Origin of the sequence: Bradyrhizobium stylosanthis (genome assembly GCF_001641335.1) — a bacterium.
Taxonomy (GTDB): domain Bacteria; phylum Pseudomonadota; class Alphaproteobacteria; order Rhizobiales; family Xanthobacteraceae; genus Bradyrhizobium; species Bradyrhizobium stylosanthis.
The window spans coordinates 550,428-569,560 of record NZ_LVEM01000004.1; the positions used below are offsets into that span (position 1 = coordinate 550,428).

The 19,133-nt window shown below is 65.0% G+C and carries 18 protein-coding genes; 8 read left to right on the top strand and 10 right to left on the bottom strand.

The window, feature by feature from the left end; genetic code table 11:
• Positions 1 to 127: 127 nt before the first annotated feature.
• Together A7X65_RS29015 and A7X65_RS29020 are read right to left on the bottom strand one after the other, a co-directional pair.
• Positions 128 to 1,096, bottom strand: a complete 969-nt coding sequence (locus A7X65_RS29015) for a DnaJ C-terminal domain-containing protein (protein WP_063691681.1) — start codon at positions 1,094 to 1,096, stop codon at positions 128 to 130.
• A 110-nt stretch (positions 1,097 to 1,206) separates the two neighbouring features.
• On the bottom strand, positions 1,207 to 1,602 hold the full coding sequence (locus A7X65_RS29020; protein ID WP_347336396.1) for an RT0821/Lpp0805 family surface protein: 396 nt from the start codon (positions 1,600 to 1,602) through the stop codon (positions 1,207 to 1,209).
• A 125-nt stretch (positions 1,603 to 1,727) separates the two neighbouring features.
• Between A7X65_RS29020 and pdxH the strand changes: the two genes are divergently transcribed.
• Genes pdxH through A7X65_RS29035 form a run of 3 tightly spaced genes read left to right on the top strand, consistent with a single transcriptional unit; the run spans position 1,728 to position 3,963 of the window.
• On the top strand, positions 1,728 to 2,369 hold the full coding sequence (pdxH, locus tag A7X65_RS29025; RefSeq protein ID WP_063691685.1) for a pyridoxamine 5'-phosphate oxidase: 642 nt from the start codon (positions 1,728 to 1,730) through the stop codon (positions 2,367 to 2,369).
• A gap of 50 nt (positions 2,370 to 2,419) precedes the next feature.
• Positions 2,420 to 3,172 (top strand): SDR family NAD(P)-dependent oxidoreductase, encoded by a 753-nt coding sequence (locus A7X65_RS29030; protein WP_063691688.1) that lies wholly within the window; start codon positions 2,420 to 2,422, stop codon positions 3,170 to 3,172.
• Positions 3,173 to 3,189: 17 nt separating this feature from the next.
• A complete protein-coding gene (locus A7X65_RS29035; protein ID WP_063691691.1) occupies positions 3,190 to 3,963 on the top strand; it encodes a class I SAM-dependent methyltransferase in 774 nt (257 codons plus the stop codon).
• 78 nt (positions 3,964 to 4,041) lie between these two features.
• On the opposite strand, the gene A7X65_RS40965 is transcribed toward A7X65_RS29035, so the two are convergent.
• Positions 4,042 to 4,275: a hypothetical protein gene (locus tag A7X65_RS40965; RefSeq protein ID WP_082885098.1), complete on the bottom strand. Its 234-nt coding sequence runs from the start codon at positions 4,273 to 4,275 to the stop codon at positions 4,042 to 4,044.
• A gap of 205 nt (positions 4,276 to 4,480) precedes the next feature.
• Positions 4,481 to 5,458: a magnesium transporter CorA family protein gene (locus A7X65_RS29040; protein ID WP_063691694.1), complete on the bottom strand. Its 978-nt coding sequence runs from the start codon at positions 5,456 to 5,458 to the stop codon at positions 4,481 to 4,483.
• A gap of 337 nt (positions 5,459 to 5,795) precedes the next feature.
• Between A7X65_RS29040 and A7X65_RS29045 the strand changes: the two genes are divergently transcribed.
• Positions 5,796 to 6,482 carry a L,D-transpeptidase gene (locus A7X65_RS29045; protein ID WP_063691696.1) on the top strand — a complete coding sequence of 229 codons (687 nt, stop codon included), beginning with the start codon at positions 5,796 to 5,798 and terminating at the stop codon, positions 6,480 to 6,482.
• Positions 6,483 to 6,518: 36 nt separating this feature from the next.
• Here the strand turns inward: A7X65_RS29045 and A7X65_RS29050 are convergent, their stop codons facing one another.
• Positions 6,519 to 7,601: an extensin family protein gene (locus A7X65_RS29050; RefSeq protein ID WP_063691699.1), complete on the bottom strand. Its 1,083-nt coding sequence runs from the start codon at positions 7,599 to 7,601 to the stop codon at positions 6,519 to 6,521.
• 65 nt (positions 7,602 to 7,666) lie between these two features.
• Between A7X65_RS29050 and A7X65_RS29055 the strand changes: the two genes are divergently transcribed.
• The gene (locus A7X65_RS29055) at positions 7,667 to 9,295 is read left to right on the top strand and encodes a fatty-acid--CoA ligase (protein ID WP_063691702.1); all 1,629 of its coding nucleotides are present in this window, start codon (positions 7,667 to 7,669) and stop codon (positions 9,293 to 9,295) included.
• A 63-nt stretch (positions 9,296 to 9,358) separates the two neighbouring features.
• On the opposite strand, the gene A7X65_RS29060 is transcribed toward A7X65_RS29055, so the two are convergent.
• The gene (locus A7X65_RS29060) at positions 9,359 to 10,567 is read right to left on the bottom strand and encodes an HTTM domain-containing protein (protein WP_063691705.1); all 1,209 of its coding nucleotides are present in this window, start codon (positions 10,565 to 10,567) and stop codon (positions 9,359 to 9,361) included.
• A gap of 193 nt (positions 10,568 to 10,760) precedes the next feature.
• Here A7X65_RS29060 and A7X65_RS29065 point away from each other — a divergent pair, with 193 nt between their 5' ends.
• Positions 10,761 to 11,615 (top strand): DUF1499 domain-containing protein, encoded by an 855-nt coding sequence (locus A7X65_RS29065; RefSeq protein ID WP_063691708.1) that lies wholly within the window; start codon positions 10,761 to 10,763, stop codon positions 11,613 to 11,615.
• Positions 11,616 to 11,726: 111 nt separating this feature from the next.
• Here the strand turns inward: A7X65_RS29065 and A7X65_RS29070 are convergent, their stop codons facing one another.
• The 4 genes from A7X65_RS29070 to A7X65_RS29085 form a co-directional block, all read right to left on the bottom strand.
• Entirely contained in the window at positions 11,727 to 12,647 is a 921-nt protein-coding gene (locus tag A7X65_RS29070) for an MBL fold metallo-hydrolase (protein WP_063691710.1), read from the bottom strand.
• Between the two features lie 169 nt (positions 12,648 to 12,816).
• On the bottom strand, positions 12,817 to 14,031 hold the full coding sequence (locus A7X65_RS29075; protein WP_063691712.1) for an acyl-CoA dehydrogenase: 1,215 nt from the start codon (positions 14,029 to 14,031) through the stop codon (positions 12,817 to 12,819).
• Positions 14,032 to 14,223: 192 nt separating this feature from the next.
• Entirely contained in the window at positions 14,224 to 15,300 is a 1,077-nt protein-coding gene (ribB, locus tag A7X65_RS29080) for a 3,4-dihydroxy-2-butanone-4-phosphate synthase (RefSeq protein ID WP_063691715.1), read from the bottom strand.
• A gap of 187 nt (positions 15,301 to 15,487) precedes the next feature.
• Positions 15,488 to 17,218, bottom strand: coding sequence for a cation:proton antiporter (locus A7X65_RS29085; protein ID WP_063691717.1), 1,731 nt, complete (start codon positions 17,216 to 17,218; stop codon positions 15,488 to 15,490).
• Positions 17,219 to 17,285: 67 nt separating this feature from the next.
• Between A7X65_RS29085 and A7X65_RS29090 the strand changes: the two genes are divergently transcribed.
• Entirely contained in the window at positions 17,286 to 17,813 is a 528-nt protein-coding gene (locus A7X65_RS29090) for a DUF3124 domain-containing protein (protein WP_063691720.1), read from the top strand.
• Positions 17,814 to 17,895: 82 nt separating this feature from the next.
• Complete coding sequence (locus A7X65_RS29095; RefSeq protein ID WP_063691721.1) at positions 17,896 to 19,128, top strand: aminotransferase-like domain-containing protein; 1,233 nt, start codon at positions 17,896 to 17,898, stop codon at positions 19,126 to 19,128.
• Positions 19,129 to 19,133 lie beyond the last annotated feature (5 nt).

The window sequence follows — 19,133 nt, forward strand, 5'->3', positions numbered from 1 at the left end:
ATCGGCTGCCCCGCCGGACAGCCGACACGTCGAGTCGAAGCGCTACCACGCCTCGCGTGTATGATGAGCATCATCTCCTCGAAGATGCCCTAGGCCTTTAGGAAAAACCCCTTCAGTTCTCGCCGCCCTAACCAAGCCCGCTACGTGGATTGTAGGGGTGCTGGTCCCGCCACTTCTCCATCAATGCTTCAAGCTCGGCGTCGTTCCCGTCCGGTAGCATAATCCTGATAGTGACGAAGAGATCCCCGGTTCCGCCGGATTTCGGCAAGCCCTTACCTTTGAGACGGAAGGTCCGGCCGCTGGAGGTGTTTTTGGGGACCGAGAGTTCCACGGCATTGCCGAGGGTGGGCACGCGGACCTTGGCGCCGAGCACGGCCTCGTAGAGCGTGACCGGCAGATCGATCCGCAAGTCCGCGCCCTCGACCTTGAAGTGCGGATGCGGCGCAATGCTGATGGTGATCAGGAGATCGCCGGGCGGATGGCCCTGGGCGCTCTCGCCCTGCCCCCGCAGCCGGATCTGCTGGCCCTCGGTGACGCCGGCCGGAATCTTGACGTTGAGCTCCTTGCCGTTCGGCAGCCGGACCCGCTTCTCGCCGCCGTTGACCGACTCTTCCAGCGAGACCGACATGGCGACATTGACGTCGAGATCGAGCCCGATCCCGCCGGTGTCGAATTCAAACTGGGCACCGCCGCCGGCCCCGGGCCGCGCACCGCGCACCCCGCCGCCGAACATGCTGTTGAGGATGTCCTCGAACGCGCCTCCGCCCTGGCCGGGCCCGCCCGTGCCACCGCTCCGGAACGTGTAGTTCTCGAATCCGCCGGGACCCGCGCGGCCGCGAGGCCCGCCGCCGCCCGGAAAGCCCTGGAAGCGCGGCTTGCCGTCGGCGTCGATCTCGCCGCGGTCGAACTGCTTGCGCTTGTCCTCGTCGCCGATGATCTCGTTCGCCGAGTTGATCTCGGAGAAGCGCTCGGCAGCCTTCGGGTCGTCCTTGTTGCTGTCGGGATGGTGCTTCTTGGCAAGCTTGCGATAGGCGCTCTTGATCGCGGCAGCGTTGGCGCTCCGCGGCACCCCCAAGACCTCATAGGGGTCGCGCATCCGTCACGTCTCCTTCAGGAATTCGAATTGTTCAAAGGGCTCCCCGCCCCCATCTGCGATCCATGTGGGGTGGGAGTGGCATTTTTGCAACTAGTCAGGCTAGCCGAATCCTAGCTCCGCCACGGCTTTAGCGTATGAATCTCCCAACGGCCACGGCTGCTTTGGCATCCGGCGCCCTGGAGCCAGCTCTCGGTGCTGCCGTTGACGTAGCTCGCCAGGAAATCGCGGCACTTGCGGCCGTCCTCGGCGGCATAGGATTGCGCGATCGGCGTCACCGAGCCGCGGGCGCCGGTCTCCGGATTCTCCCAGTGCTGGCTGGAATCCTTGTCGCCCTTGCTCAGCACGTCGGTGGCGGCGTTGCGGGCGAAGGCGAGATCGGTCTCCGTCGGCGCGGCGTCCTTCGCCGGCCGCGCGATCGAGCCGGTGAGGTCGCTGTCCTCGGCCTTGGCGTAGGCGCTCTTGTCACCACGGGAAAAGCTGCAGCCGCCGGCGCCGAGCCCGATCAAAATGATCGTCGTGACAAGGCTGGACGGCCGGATCGCCGATAGGCCAACGCGTCCCCATGCCCTATATAGGGCGGTAGCGGACAACAACGCGTTTTGGGCCGCGGGACGCAACTCGGACTCCGGACATGACCGACACGACCTCGATGAAACACCAGACACCCTTAACATCCGGTGATTTCACCGCCGCCGACGAGCCTTTTGCGCTGTTCGAGGCCTGGTTGAACGAAGCGATCAAGAGCGAACCGAACGATCCGAACGCCATGGCGCTCGCAACCGTCGACCCCGATGGGCTTCCCGACGTGCGCATGGTGCTGATGAAGGGCTTCGATACCGAGGGTTTTGTCTTCTACAGCCACATCGCGAGCCAGAAGGGCCGCGAACTCGCCGCAAATCCTAAGGCAGCGTTACTTTTTCACTGGAAGTCGCTGCGCCGTCAGGTCCGCATCCGCGGCAACGTGACGCCGGTGACCGATGCCGAGGCCGACGCCTATTTCGCGACGCGGCCGAAGCAGGCGCAGATCGGTGCCTGGGCAAGCAAGCAGTCGCAGGAGCTGGAGAGCCGCTTCGCCTTCGAGCAGGCGATCGCAAAGGTCGCGGCCAAACACGTCATCGGCGAGGTGCCGCGGCCGCCGGGCTGGAGCGGCTGGCGCATCGCGCCCACCCGCATCGAGTTCTGGCACGACCGCCCATTCCGCCTGCACGACCGCATCGAATTTCGTCGTGACGCCGCCGGCCAGAAGTGGTCCAAGACGCGGATGTATCCTTGAGCCCTGTCTCGAACCTGGTCTCGCGCTTCGGATCGACCTGAAAGATGTCCATGCCGCATTCGTCCAACCTGCCGCGTCGTACGCTGCTTCTGACCGGCGCGAGCCGCGGCATTGGCCACGCCACCGTGATCCGCTTCTCCTCCGCGGGCTGGCGCGTCATCACCTGCTCGCGGCATGCCTTCCCCGAGGACTGCCCGTGGGACGCAGGCCCCGAGGACCACATCCAGGTCGACCTCGGCGATCCCGAGGACACCGCGCGCGCGATCTCCGAGATCCGCAACCGGCTCGAAGGCGGCGTGCTGCATGCGCTGGTCAACAACGCCGCGATCTCGCCGAAGGGCCCCGGCGGCTCCCGGCTCGGCTCGGTCGACACTGACCTGGAGACCTGGACGCATGTCTTCCACGTCAACTTCTTCGCGCCGATCATGATTGCGCGCGGACTGATCGAGGAACTGAAGGCGGCCAAGGGTTCGGTCGTCAACGTCACCTCGATCGCGGGCTCGCGCGTGCATCCCTTCGCGGGCGCCGCATATGCGACCTCGAAGGCCGCGCTCGCCGCGCTGACGCGCGAGATGGCCTCCGACTTCGGACGCGTCGGCGTGCGCGTGAACGCGATCGCGCCGGGCGAGATCGACACCTCGATCCTGTCGCCGGGCACCGAGAAGATCGTCGACCAGCAGATCCCGATGCACCGCCTCGGCACGCCCGACGAGGTCGCCAAGATCATCTACGTGCTGTGCACGGACACCAGTTCCTACGTCAACGGCGCCGAGATCCACATCAACGGCGGCCAGCACGTCTAGGCCAGAACGACGAAAGCATGGGCCGTTTCGCGAGCACGGCATCACTCTACGAGCATTTGCGGCCGCCCTACCCGGCGGAATTTTTCCGCAGCGTGGCGCATCGGCTCGGTCTCACCAAACAGAGCAGCCTGATTGATCTCGGTACCGGACCCGGGCTGCTGGCGCTGGGCTTCGGCCCTTATGTCGGCCGTGTCGTCGGCGTAGATCCGGAGCCTGCGATGCTCGACTCCGCGCGGCTTGCCGCTTCGCGCGCGGGTCGACATGTCACGCTGATCGAAGGCAAGGCCGAGACGCTCGCTGCCGATATCGGCAGCTTCGACATCGTGACGATCGGGCGCGCCCTGCACTGGATGGACCGCGAGCCGACGCTTGCACGGCTCGACCAGCTGGTCGCGCAGGACGGAGCAATTGCGATCTGCGCCTCGTTCTCGGCCACCGACGGCAGCAACGCCTGGCTCGACGGCTACAACGAGATCCGGCGCCGATGGTCGCCGGCGAAGCTGTGGGAGGAGGCCGGCCGGGGCACGCGGACACACCGCGATCTTCCCGCCTTCTTTCGCGGCAGCTCGTTTCAGCCCACCGAGCTCGTCACGGTCGAGACCAGCCACCTGGTCGGCCTGCATGATCTGGCGAAGCGTACGCTCACCTATTCGTCGTCATCGCCGGAAGTGCTGGGCGAAAATGTCGATGCGCTGCTGCGCGATGTCGGGCAGCATCTGGCGCCCTTCAGCCGCGACGGTGGCATCGCCGAGACGATCGTCTCGACGGCGCAGATCGTGAATCGCTCTTGAAATTGCCGAACAAGGGAAGCAAGGCGATCCAGACAACGCCGCCGCAAGACCTGGATCGCCCGCCCTTCCTTCCGTTCCTCAATCGACTCGAATCCGACGCGACCGATCGCGCAGCCTCGACGTCGCAGCATTTGGAGCTGCGGCATTGAATGCAGTCGAGCAGTCGTCGTCATTCTCGCCATCGAGCAGCGGAGCACCACAGTGCCGGCACATGCGCGCCGACATCGACGACGCCTTGCCGCTCGCCAGGACCTGACGATAGTTCGCCAGATCGATGACGTTGCGGGGCGACGTTATGTGTTTTTCAACCATGGCTGTTCCTCGCGGCTACGCACTGCTTATCGCAGACAAGTTTCGCGCAAACGTTCAGCCCACCGCTCAAATTTTACCGGAGGAATTGGGGCGGCGCGCACACATCACCGCGACGCCGCAATCCCGCTCTATTCTGCGACACGATGCGCCCTGTCTCTGCGACCGGCGTAAGGTCTCGGTCACTATTTTCCGAGAGCGGCCAGGATTACAGCCACTTCTTCCACTTGAAGATCCAGTACGGAACGATGGCGGCGGCCAGCATCATCACGAGCGCCATCGGATAGCCGTGCGCCCATTCGAGCTCGGGCATCGCCTTGAAGTTCATGCCGTAGATCGAGGCGATCAGCGTCGGCGGCATCAGGACAACGGCCATGACCGAAAACAGCTTGATGATGTTGTTCTGCTCGAGATTGACGACGCCGAGCATGGCATCGAGGACGAAAGTGATCTTGTTGGAGAGATAGGAAGCGTGGTCGGTCAGCGACGCCACGTCGCGCTGCATGGTCTTGAGCTGCTCGCGCATGTCCTTCGACCACTTCACGCCCTCCACCACGGCGGAGAGGAAGGTGACGACGCGGCCGATCGAGACCAGGCTCTCGCGAACCTTCGAGGTCAGGTCACCCTTGCGGCCGATCGAGATCAGGATCTGGGAGTATTGCTTGGCGTGGCCGTGGCGCTCGCTCTCGGGCTCGAAGATGTCGTGGCTGACCTGGTCGATCTCGGCGCCGCAGCGCTCCAGGATGTCGGCGCAGCGGTCGATCACGGCGTCCAGCAGTTCCATCAGCACCATCTCGCCGGTGATGGAGGGCGTGCAGGAACGGGCCAGCTTGGCTTCCACCAGCGCGAAGGGCTTCGGCAGGTCGTAGCGGACCGTCACCAGGCGGTGGTCGCCGAGGATGAAGGTCACCGCCGTGGTCCTGGGCATATCGGTATCGGAGTGGCACATCAGCGTCGCGGTCATGTAGCGCGCGCCGTTCTCGATATAGAGGCGGCTGGAGATCTCGATCTCCTGCATGTCTTCCCGGGTCGGGATGGCGATGCCCGCCAGCCGCTCCACGGCCTTGTCCTCGACGGCCGAGGGATTGACGAGGTCGATCCAGACCGCGTTCTCCGGCAGCGCCGCAAGATCGTCGATGACCGCCTTCTTGAGGGAGCCCTCGGAGGGAACAAACACCGAAAACATGAACGACTCCAGAGGACCTGCGTCAGAATGACAGCCCTTAGCGCGATTCTGACAGGATCACGATGACAACTGCATTAACGGAGAGTTTGCATTTGTGGCGCCGCGATGGCCCAACTGTGGCACGGAATCGACAGTCCCGGCCATCCCTGCCCTAAAACCCCCACAGCAACGCAAAACTTGCGGCAGAAAAGCCACAGCTTGGGTCTCGCAGCGCGGGATAAGGCCTTCAGTGCTGGAATTGTGGCAGATTTCAACGATAATGGGATTAACGGAGTCGAGGAACTTGGGCGCTAGGCTCGGGCCTTCCGCACGGTATTTGTTTGATTGGAACCAAACCATGTCGTCGCTGAAAGTTAAGTTGGGAATTTTGGCCGCTGGCCTGATGCTGTCGGGCTGCATGCAGGCCACGCATTTCGAGGCGACGGACACCAAGGCATTCAAGCCGAAGGACAAGGAACTCCTTGCCAAGGTTCGGTACGAGAACACTCCGGTCGCCGAGCCGTTCCGCCGCGCCATCGTCGACTACCACCGCAAGGAGTCCCCGGGCTCGATCGTGGTCGATTCCGACAACCATTACCTCTATTACGTGCAGGATGGCGGCAAGGCGATCCGTTACGGCATCACCGTTGGCGAAGAAGCCATGGCCTGGTCGGGTATCGCCAAGGTCGGCAGCAAGACCGAGTGGCCGGCATGGCACCCCACCCCCGGCGAAATTTCGCGCCTTGGCGTGCCGACCTACGTCGCACCCGGCCCGGACAATCCGATGGGCTCTCGCGCGATTTACCTCTATTCGGGTGGGAAAGACACGCTGTTCCGCATCCACGGCACCAACCAGCCGGAATATATCGGCGCCTCGATCTCGTCGGGCTGCATCCGCCTGACCAACGAGGACGCGATCGATCTCTATGATCGCGTCAAGGTCGGCACGATCGTGGTCGTGCTCGAGCCCAAGCATGGCGACTCGCCGTACAATTCGCGCCTCGCGCTCGGCGGCAGCCAGACCGGCCAGGCCGGCAGCTACTGATCAGTTCCTGATCCCAAAGATCCAAAAGCGCCGGTTTCACCGGCGCTTTTTTGTTGCCGGCTTGTGCGGCTGATCCTTCTTCCCGGACACCGGCTTGTCCTCGGGCGAAGAGGACTTCTCCGCCGCCTCGTCGTCGGCGCCTTCCTTGGCGTCGGGCTTTGCCGCGACCTCGCGCGGCGGCGCCTCCTCGGGGCGCTCCGCCGGCAAGAGCGGCGCGACCTGCGGCAGCGGGTCCCAGACGTTCCACTGGCAGATCCGGTAGTCGTTGCGCCGCTGGGCGAGATCGAGATGGATGTGGTCCTCGTGGTACCAGTCCGAGCCCGGGCCGAGCACCGTGGAGAAGCGTGCGCAGACCGAATGCAGCACGCGCTCGCGCACCTCGCGCGACAGGGTGCGGTCGGTGAGCCCGATCGACTGCCCGTTGGCCAGCTTGATGGCACGGACGTCGAGGGCGTTGGCCTTGCCGTGCTCGGACAGCATCGCGCCGGCGATGCGGTTACGGCCCCGGCACTCGAAACTGTCGAAATTGTCGAGATCGCTGACGGTCGTGCCGAGGCTCGTGGCCAGCGGCACCATGTCCTTGCGCACCCAATCGGCGATCGCGGAGGCCATGGTGCAGCGGAGGATCGCCGCCGGCTTCACCGCCACCTTGCGCTTGTCCGGCAGCACGATGGCCTCGAGCCGCACCAGATCCTCGCCGCCGCAGGCGCCGGGGCCGCGGATATCGGGAATGGAGGGCGCGACCGCGATCTCCTCGGTCAGCGCGAGGCGGCAGGCCGAGAGCTGCTTCTCGGGCGGCGGCGCGGCCTCGGCGGGCTTGCCGCTCGGCTTGTCGGGAGCAGGCTTGCCGTCGGTCTCGGGCGCGGCCTCGTCGGTTGCTTTGGGGGCTTCCTCCGGACGGGGCTTTGGTAGCGGTATCTTGCTGGAATGAGCTGCTGCGCGCGGCCTCGGCGGTGCTCCAAGACCAAAGATATCGAGCGGCGCAGCATATTTTCGCGCCTCTGCCCTCTCGGCGAGCACAAGCGACAGCCCCAGCGCGACGGTAACCATTGCCGCGCGGGCGGACATATAGCCGCGACAAGACCATTTGCGGCGAAAGTCCGGCAGGCTAAAACTCATGACAATTCTTTGGCCCAACGCTGAGAGCGATAACGCGCCCAGCGACTTCTCGGAGGAACGTCGGAATGCTTGGTTTGATGCAAGATTGGCCCCTGCTCTGCCACCGGATCATCGAACACGCCGCCAGGATTCATGGCAAGCAGGAGGTCGTCACCCGATCGGTCGAGGGACCGATCCATCGCACCACCTATGCCGAGATCCACAAGCGCTCGCTCAAGGTCTCCCAGATGCTGGAGCGCGACGGCATCAAGCTCGGCGACCGCGTCGCCACGATCGCCTGGAACACCTGGCGCCATCTGGAGGTGTGGTACGGCATCATGGGCATCGGCGCCATCTGCCATACCGTCAATCCCCGCCTTTTCCCCGAGCAGATCGCCTGGATCATCAACCATGCGCAGGACCGCATCGTGATGACCGACATCACCTTCGTTCCGATCCTGGAGAAGATCGCCGACAAGCTGCCGAGCGTGGAGCGCTTCATCGTGCTCACCGACAAGGCGCATATGCCGCAGACCACGCTGAAGAATGCGATGGCCTACGAGGACTGGATCGCCCAGGCCGACGGCAATTTCAAATGGAAGGACTTTGACGAGAACACGGCAGCCGCGATGTGCTACACCTCCGGCACCACGGGCGATCCGAAGGGTGTGCTGTACTCGCATCGCTCCAACGTGCTGCACGCGCTGATGGCCAACAATGTCGACGCGCTCGGCACCAGCGCCTCCGAGACAATGCTGCCGGTGGTGCCGCTGTTCCACGCCAACAGCTGGGGCATCGCTTTCTCCGCGCCCTCGCAGGGCACCAAGCTGGTCATGCCGGGCGCCAAGCTCGACGGCGCCTCGGTCTACGAGCTGCTCTCGACCGAGAAGGTGACGCATACCGCCGGCGTGCCCACGGTGTGGCTGATGCTGCTGCAGCACATGACCGCCAACAATCTGAAGCTGCCGGACCTGAAGATGGTGATCTGCGGCGGCTCGGCGATGCCACGCTCGATGATCAAGGCCTTCCTCGACATGGGCGCGAACGTCCGCCACGCCTGGGGCATGACCGAGATGAGCCCGATCGGCAGCGTCGCGGCACTGAAGCCGCCGTTCCAGAACGCGACCGGCGACGCCAGGCTCGACGTGCTGCAGATGCAGGGCTATGCGCCCTTCGCGGTGGAGATGAAGATCACCGACGATGCCGGCAAGGAACTGCCCTGGGACGGCAAGACCTTCGGCCGCCTCAAGGTTTCAGGGCCTGCCGTCGCCAAGGCCTATTACCGCGTGGACGCCAACATCCTCGACGAGGAAGGCTTCTTCGACACCGGCGACGTCTCGACCATCGACGAGGACGGCTACATGCGGATCACCGACCGCTCCAAGGACGTGATCAAGTCCGGCGGCGAGTGGATCTCCTCGATCGACCTCGAAAACCTCGCGGTCGGCCATCCCGCCGTGGCGGAAGCCGCCGTGATCGGCGTGTTCCACCCCAAATGGGACGAGCGGCCGCTGCTGATCGTGCAGCTCAAGCAGGGCCAGCAGGCCAGCCGCGAGGACATCCTGAAATACATGGACGGCAAGATCGCCAAATGGTGGATGCCCGACGACGTGGCTTTCGTCGACGGCATCCCGCATACGGCGACCGGCAAGATCCTGAAGACGGCGCTGCGCGACCAGTTCAAGGATTACCGCTTCCCAAACGCGGCGGCTTGAGCCCCACACCGCAACGACGTCGGCAATGCGGCCCCTCGCGGGGCCGCATTGTTTTTGGGCCGCTTACAATTGCGAACAGCGAAAGCCGATCTCGGGGCGGCTGAAGAACAGGCGCTGCTCCTTCACCACAAGCACGAGCTGGTTGCGATCGCCCAGGGCGTGGCAAAGATCTCCGGCAATGGTCTTGAACACGCGCGTCTCCGCATAGGGCGTCACGTTGAGATCCGCGATCGCCCAGCGCTGCAGATTGAGCACGTTGGTGTTCTCCGAAGTATGGACCAGATACCGACGGACGCCGTCCGGCGTCGAGGCCGCACCGAGGTCGCTGAGATAGATCTGCGCCTCGGTGAGATTGCCGGAATAGAGCGCCGAGGACAGATAGGAATCCCAGAGATTGAAGAAACTCAGCGCCGGCAGCACGACGAACAGCGCCATCGCCGCGCCATGGCGAAGGTCGCGCACGTTCCAGACGATGTCGAGCCAGGTGAAGTCATCGCGCCCCGAAAACAGCAGCACGTCGAACAGCGCCATGGCCGCGGTCCAGGGCCAGACGATGTCGTTCCAGTTCAAGCCCAACGGACCGAACATCGCCAGGATGAAGATGTGCATGCCAACCGCGGCCGCGAGCGAGGCGCGACGGAAGCGCCGGGTCAGCAGACCGAGGCCAAACGCCACCTGAACGAAGGGGACCAGAAAGCCGAGGGCATCGAGAGGGGTGGCCATCGACGGGAGCAGGCTGGTGATCGGCGTGATAATCCAGGAGAACTCGTTCTCCATGAAGTTGAGGTTGGCCTTCTGCAGCCCGGAGAAGACGTAGGTGAAGGCGATGACCAGGCGGGCCATGTTCAGCGTCTGGAGATCGTCGGCCAGCGCAGCGCGATCATCGCGCGCGAGCCCGACGACCGCGAGCAGGAAGCTGTATTGAAACACCCACGGCTGCCACCGCGTCTGGTCGGCAAGACAGAACGCGACGATGACGGCGAGGAAGCCCGCGATCGGCCAGCGCGCGCGCGGAACGATCGCGGCAATCCCGGCCAGCACGAACAGTGCGCCATAGAGCGCGGCCGCCACGGCACCCTCGATCGGCGGCAGCAGCGACCAGACCGGCACCTCGGGATAGGACCGGGGCCCTATCCATAGTCCCGGAGACATCGCGAGCCCGATCGAAAACGCGACAAGGATCGTCAACCGGAGCAGAAACAGCCGTCGCGGCAGGGCCGCGCCGCCATCCTTCGCACGACCTTCCTTGCCGGCCTTCCCGGGCTTCTCCATGGCCTTCCCCGCGAACCGCAATACACACCTATGTGGCGCGTCGCGGGCGGTTGGTTCGACCGCCATGTCCCCGGACTTTCACCGGCTCAGAACCGGGATAAACCGCTTCACAGCGCTGCGGAAAATGCGCTAGGTCAGCTTGCTCCCGTCGCCCGTCCCCTCGCCCGGCGACTCACACCGGTGATGGAACAGCATGGCCCGCAGGTTTTCCGCTCCCTACCAGACGGAGCCCGTGTCCAGCCTCGCCAGCTGGGCGCGCAATCTCGCCGTGTTCGCGGTGGTGGCCGTCCTGGTGTCGATCCTCGTCGTTCGTTTCGGCTTCCTTGAGCCGAAGCCTGCCCTCGTCACCTTCTTCGGCGGCCTTGCGATCGCCGGGCTCTCCATCCTGTTCGGCCTCGCCGGCTTCGCCGCGATCTGGCAGAACGGCTCGCGCGGCATGGCGCGCATTCTGCTCGCCTTCCTGATCGATGGCGCGATCCTCGCCTACCCCGCCTATCTCGCCCTGCAATACCGCAAGCTGCCGGCGATCCACGACATCACCACCGACCCGATCGACCCGCCGCGCTTCGACGCCCTCGCCCGCCTGCGCACCGGCGACGGCGCCAACAGCGCCGTCTATGCCGGCCTCTATTCGGCCGAGCAGCAGCGCCACTTCTATCCCGACATCGAACCGATCGAGCTCGAGATCCCGGTCGATCGCGCCTATGCGATCGCGCTTCAACTGGTCAACAAGCGCAAATGGCTCGTCATCGACGAGCGCGCGCCGCAGCCGCCGCGCCGCATCGGCCGCATCGAGGCGGTGGCCCGCACGCCGATCATGGGTCTGCGCGAGGACATTTCCATCAGGGTCGTGCCGGACGGCGAGGATTCCCGCGTCGATATCCGTTCCGCCTCGCGCTATTTCGACAGCGACCTCGGCAGCAATGCCGCGCGCGTGACGAAATTTATCGACGACCTCAACACCGCCGCAGATGCCGATGCGCTCAAGCCGGTGAAGAAGACCCCGGTGGCGCCGCCGAAGGCACCTGCGAAGACGGTGAAGAAGTGACGCGCTGGCGTCATCGCGGGGGCGCCACAGAGCGGCGAACCCGGGATCTCGATATCGTATAGCGCGAGAGTCAGGGTTCTCGCTTCGCGAGCCCCGGAATGACGACAGGGCCTAGCCTGCCATCCTGTAGGTGCCCGTGATCACGGGATCGCCATCCGTCGCCACCACGCCGCGCGCGACGAGGTCCTCCAGATGCGCCAGCACGGAATAGCCTGCGGCCGTCGTCAGGCGCGGGTCGATGCCGATATAGATCGCGCGCACCATGGTCGGGATGTCGGTCTCGCCCTTGGCGAGGCGATGCAGGATCGAGGCCTCGCGCGCCTTGCGGTGCCGGATCAGGAAGCGCACGAAGCGCGGGCCGTCCGGGATCTCGGGGCCGTGGCCGGAGAAATAGAGATCCTCCTCGCGTGCGGCGAGACGATCCAGCGACTCCATGTAGTCGATCATCGAGCCGTCGGGCGGCGCGACGATCGAGGTCGACCAGCCCATGACGTGATCGCCGACGAAGTTGAACTTCCGCTCCGGCCAGGCGAAGGCGAGATGGTTGGCGGTGTGGCCGGGCGTCGCCACCGCCTCCAGACGCCAGCCGTCGCCCTCGACGACGTCGCCATGGGCAATCCTGATGTCGGGCGCGAAATCGCGGTCGGCGCCGGATTCCGGATTGTGCTTCTCGCTCTCGAAGCGCGGGCGCGAGGCGCGGTGCGGGCCTTCGGCATAAACCGGCGCACCGGTCGCCTGCTTGATCCGCGCCGTGTTCGGCGAATGGTCGCGGTGGGTGTGGGTGACGAAGATATGCGTCACGGTCTCGCCGCGCACGGCCTCGAGCAGCGCGGCCGCATGCGCCGCATCGTCAGGACCGGGATCGATGATCGCGACGTTGCCTCGGCCTACGATGTAGCTGACCGTGCCGGTGAAGGTGAACGGGCTCGGATTGTTACAGAGCACGCGCCGCACGCCGGGACGGACTTCCTCGACGATTCCAGGCTTGAGCGGAAAGTTGCGATTGAACGGGACGTCGTCGTTGTCGGACATGGCTTGCTCGTACCTTGCTGACTTCGTCATGCCCGGCCTTGTGCCGGGCATCCACGTTCTTCGCGTGGCCTAAGACGTCGATGGCCGGGACATCTAGCGCGAAGACGCGCTTCGCGCTTTTGCCCGGCCATGACGTAGGAGAGTCCTCCTGCCTCGTATTCTCAAGCGCTCAGAAAAACGCCTGGATGCCCGTGATGGCGCGGCCGAGGATCAGGGCGTGGACGTCGTGGGTGCCCTCGTAGGTGTTGACTGTCTCGAGGTTATGGACGTGGCGCATCACGTGGTACTCGGCCGAGATGCCGTTACCGCCGTGCATGTCGCGGGCGACGCGGGCGATGTCGAGCGCCTTGCCGCAATTGTTGCGCTTCATGATCGAGATCATCTCGGGCGCGAACTTGCCCTCGTCCATCAGGCGGCCGACGCGAAGCGAGCCCTGCAGGCCGAGCGCGATTTCGGTCTCCATGTCGGCGAGCTTCTTCTGCACCAGCTGGGTCGCGGCAAGCGGCTTGCCGAACTGCTTGCGGTCGAGCGTGTACTGGCGGGCGCGATGCATGCAGTCCTCGGCAGCGCCGAGCGCGCCCCAGGAGATGCCGTAGCGGGCACGGTTGAGGCAGCCGAACGGGCCCTTGAGGCCGGAGACGTTGGGCAGCAGCGCGCTCTCGGGGACCACGACGCCGTCCATCACGACCTCGCCCGTAATCGAGGCGCGCAGCGAGAGCTTGCCGCCGATCTTCGGCGCGGACAGGCCCTTCATGCCCTTCTCCAGCACGAAGCCGCGGATCTGGTTGTCGTGCTCAGCCGATTTGGCCCAGACCACGAACACGTCGGCGATCGGCGCATTCGAGATCCACATCTTGCTGCCGGTGAGGCGATAGCCGTCCGAGACCTTCTCGGCGCGGGTCTTCATGCCGGCCGGGTCGGAGCCGGCGTCGGGCTCGGTCAGGCCGAAGCAGCCGACCCACTCGCCGCTGGCGAGCTTCGGCAGGTACTTCTTGCGCTGGTTCTCGTCGCCATAGGCATAGATCGGATACATCACCAGCGAGGACTGCACCGAGTTCATCGAACGATAGCCGGAATCGACCCGCTCGATCTCGCGCGCGACGAGGCCATAGGCGACGTAGCTCGCATTGGCGCAACCATATTCCTCGGGCAGCGTGATGCCGATCAGGCCGAGCTCGCCCATCTCGTTGAATATCTCGCGGTCGGTCTTCTCTTCGAGATAGGCCTTGGTGACGCGCGGCAGCAGCTTGTCCTGGGCATAGGCGCGCGCGGTGTCGCGCACCATGCGCTCGTCTTCGGTCAGTTGCTCGTCGAGCAGGAACGGATCGTCCCACTGGAAGGAAGCCGCAGCCGGCTTGTCCTTGGTCTGAGGGCGCACGCTCATGAAACGTCCTTTCGCGTCTGGTTCCGTCTAAAAATTGCCCGACAAATTAAAGCGCCGCGGCAACAAGTGCAATTGCATCCTGGTTTCAGTCGTTCCGGATCGCGCACCCGGCGCGACCCCGGAATTTCTGGGTCCACAACCTCGAGCTTCCGGGTCTGGCGCTTTCAGCGCCATCCCGGAACGACAATGCGGTCAGATCTCGAGTTGCTCGTTGGCGACGATCTCGATGCCGAAGCCGGACAGGCCCTTGTAGTCGTGCACCGAGGAGGTGAGGTGCCGGATCGAGGTGACGCCGAGATCGCGCAGGATCTGCGCGCCGACGCCGATCTCGCGCCACTGGCGGTTGCGGTCGGCTTCCGTAGACGACTCGTCCGGAAGCGGGGACACCGGCACGCCGGCGGCGCCGTCGCGCAAATAGACCAGGACGCCGCGACCGGTTTTCCTGAAATGCTCGAGCACGGCGGCCATGCGCTTGTGGCCGGTGAAGGTGTCCTTGACGATGTTCGGCTTGTGGAAGCGCGTCAGCACGTTCTTGCCGTCGCCGACGCCGTTATAGACGAAGGCGACGTGGGCGATGGAATCGAACGGCGAGCGGTAGGCATAGCCCTGCAGGGGTCCGATCGGGCTCTCGGTGACGAAGGTCGAGACCCGCTCGATCAGCTTCTCGCGCGCCTGGCGGTAGGCGATCATGTCCGCGATGGTCACGTGCTTGAGCTTGTGCCTGGCAGCGAACTGCGCGACCTGCTCGCCCTTCATCACGCTGCCGTCGTCGTTCATCAGCTCGCTGATGACGCCGACCGGCGGCAGGCCGGAGAGCTTGCAGAGATCGACGGCGGCTTCCGTATGGCCGGAGCGCAGCAGCACGCCGCCGTCCTTGGCGATCAGCGGGAAGATGTGGCCGGGCCGGGCGAAATCGTTGGCGCCGACATTGGGATTGGCGAGCGCGCGGCAGCACGAGGCGCGCTCCTCGGCGGAAATGCCGGTGCCGCCGTCGGGCTTGTAGTCGATCGAGACCGTGAACGCGGTGGTGTGCGCGGAATCGTTGTGGGCCACCATCGGATCGAGCCGCAGCCGGCGCGCATCCTCGGTAGTCACGGGGGCGCAGACGATGCCGGAGGTATGGCGGATGATGAACGCCATCTTCTCGGCGGTGCAGAGCGAGGCGGCGACGATCAGATCGCCCTCGCCCTCGCGGTCGTCGTCGTCGGTCACGACGACGAGCTCGCCCCTGGCAAAGGCCTGCAAGACTTCCTGGACGGTATCGGGCATGTCCCAATCTCTATCGGTTAGGGGCCGGAGGCTTGCCGGACGCCTTAGCCGGACTTGGGCCCAAGCGCTAGTGTCCTGGACGCAACCGCATATGCCTGACGGCGGGCCGGCCCGCGCGCCTCAGGCTTGCACCGAAGATACCAGGGATATAGGCGCGCAGGCCCCGGACGGAAGACGGCTGGCCGCGTCAGGGCAACACTTCGCGCCGCTCGCCGAGCCGCTGGTCAAGCTCGGCGCGCTTGTCGGCGAGCAGACCGGCCTGGGCGGCTTCGATCACGGTAAACAGCTCATGAGCATCGCTGAGCCGGGTCACCGTGACGTAGCTGGCGCCCGCCGCGTAGAGCTCGCCCACATCCGACAGGAGATCGGCCGTGGCAACGATCATGGCGGTCGGATTGAGGGTACGGACGTGGCGGACCAGCTTCTCGTTGCTGGCGCCCTTCAGGAGCGAATCCGGCACGCTGAGGATGATCATCTCGGACTTGCCGACGCCGGCATGGAGCAGCGTGTCGGCGCTGCTGATGTCGCCATAGATCACGTGCAGACCGCGTGAAACCAGCGTCTGGTATACATTGGGGTTGAAATCGACCACCGTGATCTGCTCCAGCAGCACCGGGGCCTGCCGCTCGATTTCCGCCAGCAGCGCGCTCGCCGCACGGAAAAAGCCGAGGATGACGATGCGGCGGGCCTCGCCATGGCCGGCCTCGTGGCCCTCCTCGGCATGGCCGTTGCCATGGTCGAGATCGCGCAGGCCGATCCGCTTCAACGGGCCGATCGCCCAGCGGGTGATCTCGTCGCTGCGGCTCATGGCGAAGGTCGAGAGCACGGCGAGCACGACGAAGGCAAAGGAGGCCGCATTCGCGGTCTCGGCCGCGATGTGGTGGTCGCTGACGCCGGTCTGGATCACCACCAGCGAGAATTCCGAGATCTGCGCCAGGTTGAGGGCCGGTAGCAGGCTGGCGCGCAGCCCCTGCCTCATCAAATAGAGCGGCGTGAAGGTGGTGACAAGGCGGCTCACCACCGTGAACGCCGCGATCATCAGGGCAAGCCCGATCACGGAGAGGCCGGGTACCGGAATGGTCATGCCGAGCGCGACGAAGAACAGGGTGATGAAGAAGTCGCGCAGCGTGGTGACCTTGGCGGTGACGTCGAGCGCGTAGGGAAAGGTCGAGAGCGAGACGCCGGCGATCAGCGCGCCCATCTCGCGCGACAGCGACAGCCGCTCGGCGGTTTCGGCGACGAGAAAGCACCAGGCCAGCGCGCCGAGCAGGATCAGCTCCGGCCGCCGGGCGATCTGGTGAAACACGCGCGGCAGCACATAGCGGCTGACCAGCAGCGCGGCCGCGACCAGTACCGCGACACGGGCGATGGACAGCAGGATGACGGTGACTTCCAGATTGGCAAGGCTCGGCTGCACCGCCAGGAACAGGATGGCGAAGATGTCCTGGAGCACCAGCACGCCGAGGGTGATGCGGCCCGGCAGCGTGTCGAGCTCGCGCTTCTCGTAGAGCACCTTGACGATGATGACCGTGCTCGACAGCGCGCAGGCGACGCAGAGATAGACGGCGTCGAAGTGCCCGCCGCCGAGCGACAGGCCGATGCCGACGAAGAACAGCACCCCGAGCAGGCAGCCGCCGAGCAATTGGCCGCCGGCCGCGAACAGGATCACCTTGCCCGCCCGCACGATCTTCTTCAGGTCGATCTCGAGCCCGATCATGAACAGCATGAAGATCAGGCCGAGCTCGGAGATGACGCTGATCGATTCCTGCGAATGGACCCAGCCGGCACCGAATGGACCTATGCAAAAGCCGGCGATAAGGTAGGCCAGGATCAGCGGCTGCCGGGAAAAATGGGCGAGCAGGCCCAGCATCCAGGCAAACAGAATACAGAGAGTGATGTCGCGAATGAGCTCGTGCATACCAAATTGGTCCGTTTCGCCGCACCCTAGAGGCGGGTTGCGGCGCGGCAAGCGAGCAATTCGTCACATGCGGAAGGGGCTGTTCGCAGCATTGCTGCTATGTCCCCTTGCCTGTGCCGCGCCCGCAGCCGCGCAATCCAAGGTCAATATCGAACAAAACTTTGCCGATTCGCTCACCGCACTGCCGAAAGAGGAACTCGCGGTGTCCGGCGGGTTCTACGTGCCGGCCTATTCCAGCGTTGCGATGAGCCAGGGCAAGCTGCGCGTCGATTTCTCGGTGACATTGAGCGTCCACAACGCCTCCGAGACCCAGCCACTGGTGGTCAAACGCATCGCCTATTTCGACACCTCAGGCAAGCAGGTCGAGAGCTATCTGAAGGCGCCGGTGGCCTTGAAGCCGCTCGCCACCGTCTCGATCTTCGTCCCGACCGACGACGTGCGCGGCGGCACCGGAGCCAATTTCATCGTCGACTGGGCCGCAACCGGCGACATCTCCGAACCGGTGGTCGAAGCCTTGATGGTTGGCGGCGTCGCCAATGCGCATTACGCTTTCATCAGCCAGGGCCGTCCGACCCGGACGGCCGGAAGGAAATAGGACCGTCCACCCCGGACGGCCCCAAGACGCAAGGCCGGTGCAAAGCCGGCCGCTCGACAAGAACAAAACGAGGAAAGCTCCCATGACGTCCAGCTTCGATTTCGCCCCCCTGTTTCCCGCGGGGCTGCCGGCCCCGACTGCGCGCTGGACGGGCCTGGCCAAATACAGCTTCGTCGGCGGCAACAATGATTCCGAGCAGGTGCCGCTCGACGAGCTGATCGAGGCCACCAACATTGTTTTGCGGCGCGAGGGCCGCTCGCTCGCCACTTACGGGCTGGCGCATGGGCCGCAGGGCTACCTTCCCCTGCGGGAATTCCTCGTGACCAAGCTGAAGCGGGACGCCGGGATCAACTGCACGGTCGACGATCTCCTGATCGTCTCCGGCTCGCTGCAGGCGCTCGACCTCGTCAACAACACGCTGCTGACGCGCGGCGACACCGTGATCTTCGAGCAGGACAGCTATCAGGGCTCGCTGAACCGCCTCACCCGGCTTAGCGTCAACGTGGTCGGCATCCCCCTCGACAGCGACGGCATGCGCATGGACGTGCTGGCCTCGACGCTCGCCGACCTGAAGAGCCGCGGCATCCGTCCGAAATACATCTACACCATCCCGACGGTGCAGAACCCGACCGGCAGCATCATGCCGGAGAGCCGCCGCGCCGAGCTGGTGCGGCTGGCGAGCGAATACGGCGTGCCGATCTTCGAGGACGATTGCTATGCCGATCTGGTCTGGTCCGGACACCGACCGCCCGCGATCCATGCGATGAGCCCGAGCGGCGGCGTGATCCATATCGGCTCGTTCTCGAAGTCGATCGCGCCGGCGCTGCGCGTCGGCTTCATCGTCGCGCCCTGGGATGTGATGTCGCGGATGCTGTCGCTGAAGACGGATGCCGGCTCCGGCGCCCTGGAGCAGATGGTGCTGGCGGCCTATTGCAAGCCGCATTTTGCGACCCACGTGCCGGCGCTGACGAAGACGCTGCGCACCAAGCTCGACACGCTGATGGAAGCGCTCAACGAGCAGTTCGGAACGGCGGCGGAGTTCGAGGAGCCCAAGGGCGGCATCTTCCTGTGGGTCAAGCTGCCCGACCAGGTCGATACGCTCAAGCTCTATCAGGCCGCGCTCGCCGCCGGCGTCTCGATCAATCCGGGACCGGAATGGTCGACCAGCAAGAGCCATTCGAGCTCGCGCCTCAGGCTCTGCTTTGCGAGCCCGACGCATCAGCAGATCCGCGAAGGCGTCGCCGTGCTGGCCGAAGTGTGCCGCAAGGAGTTCGGCGTGCCGGCCCGCAGCGCCAATGTCGAGAAGCGGGCCTGATCGCG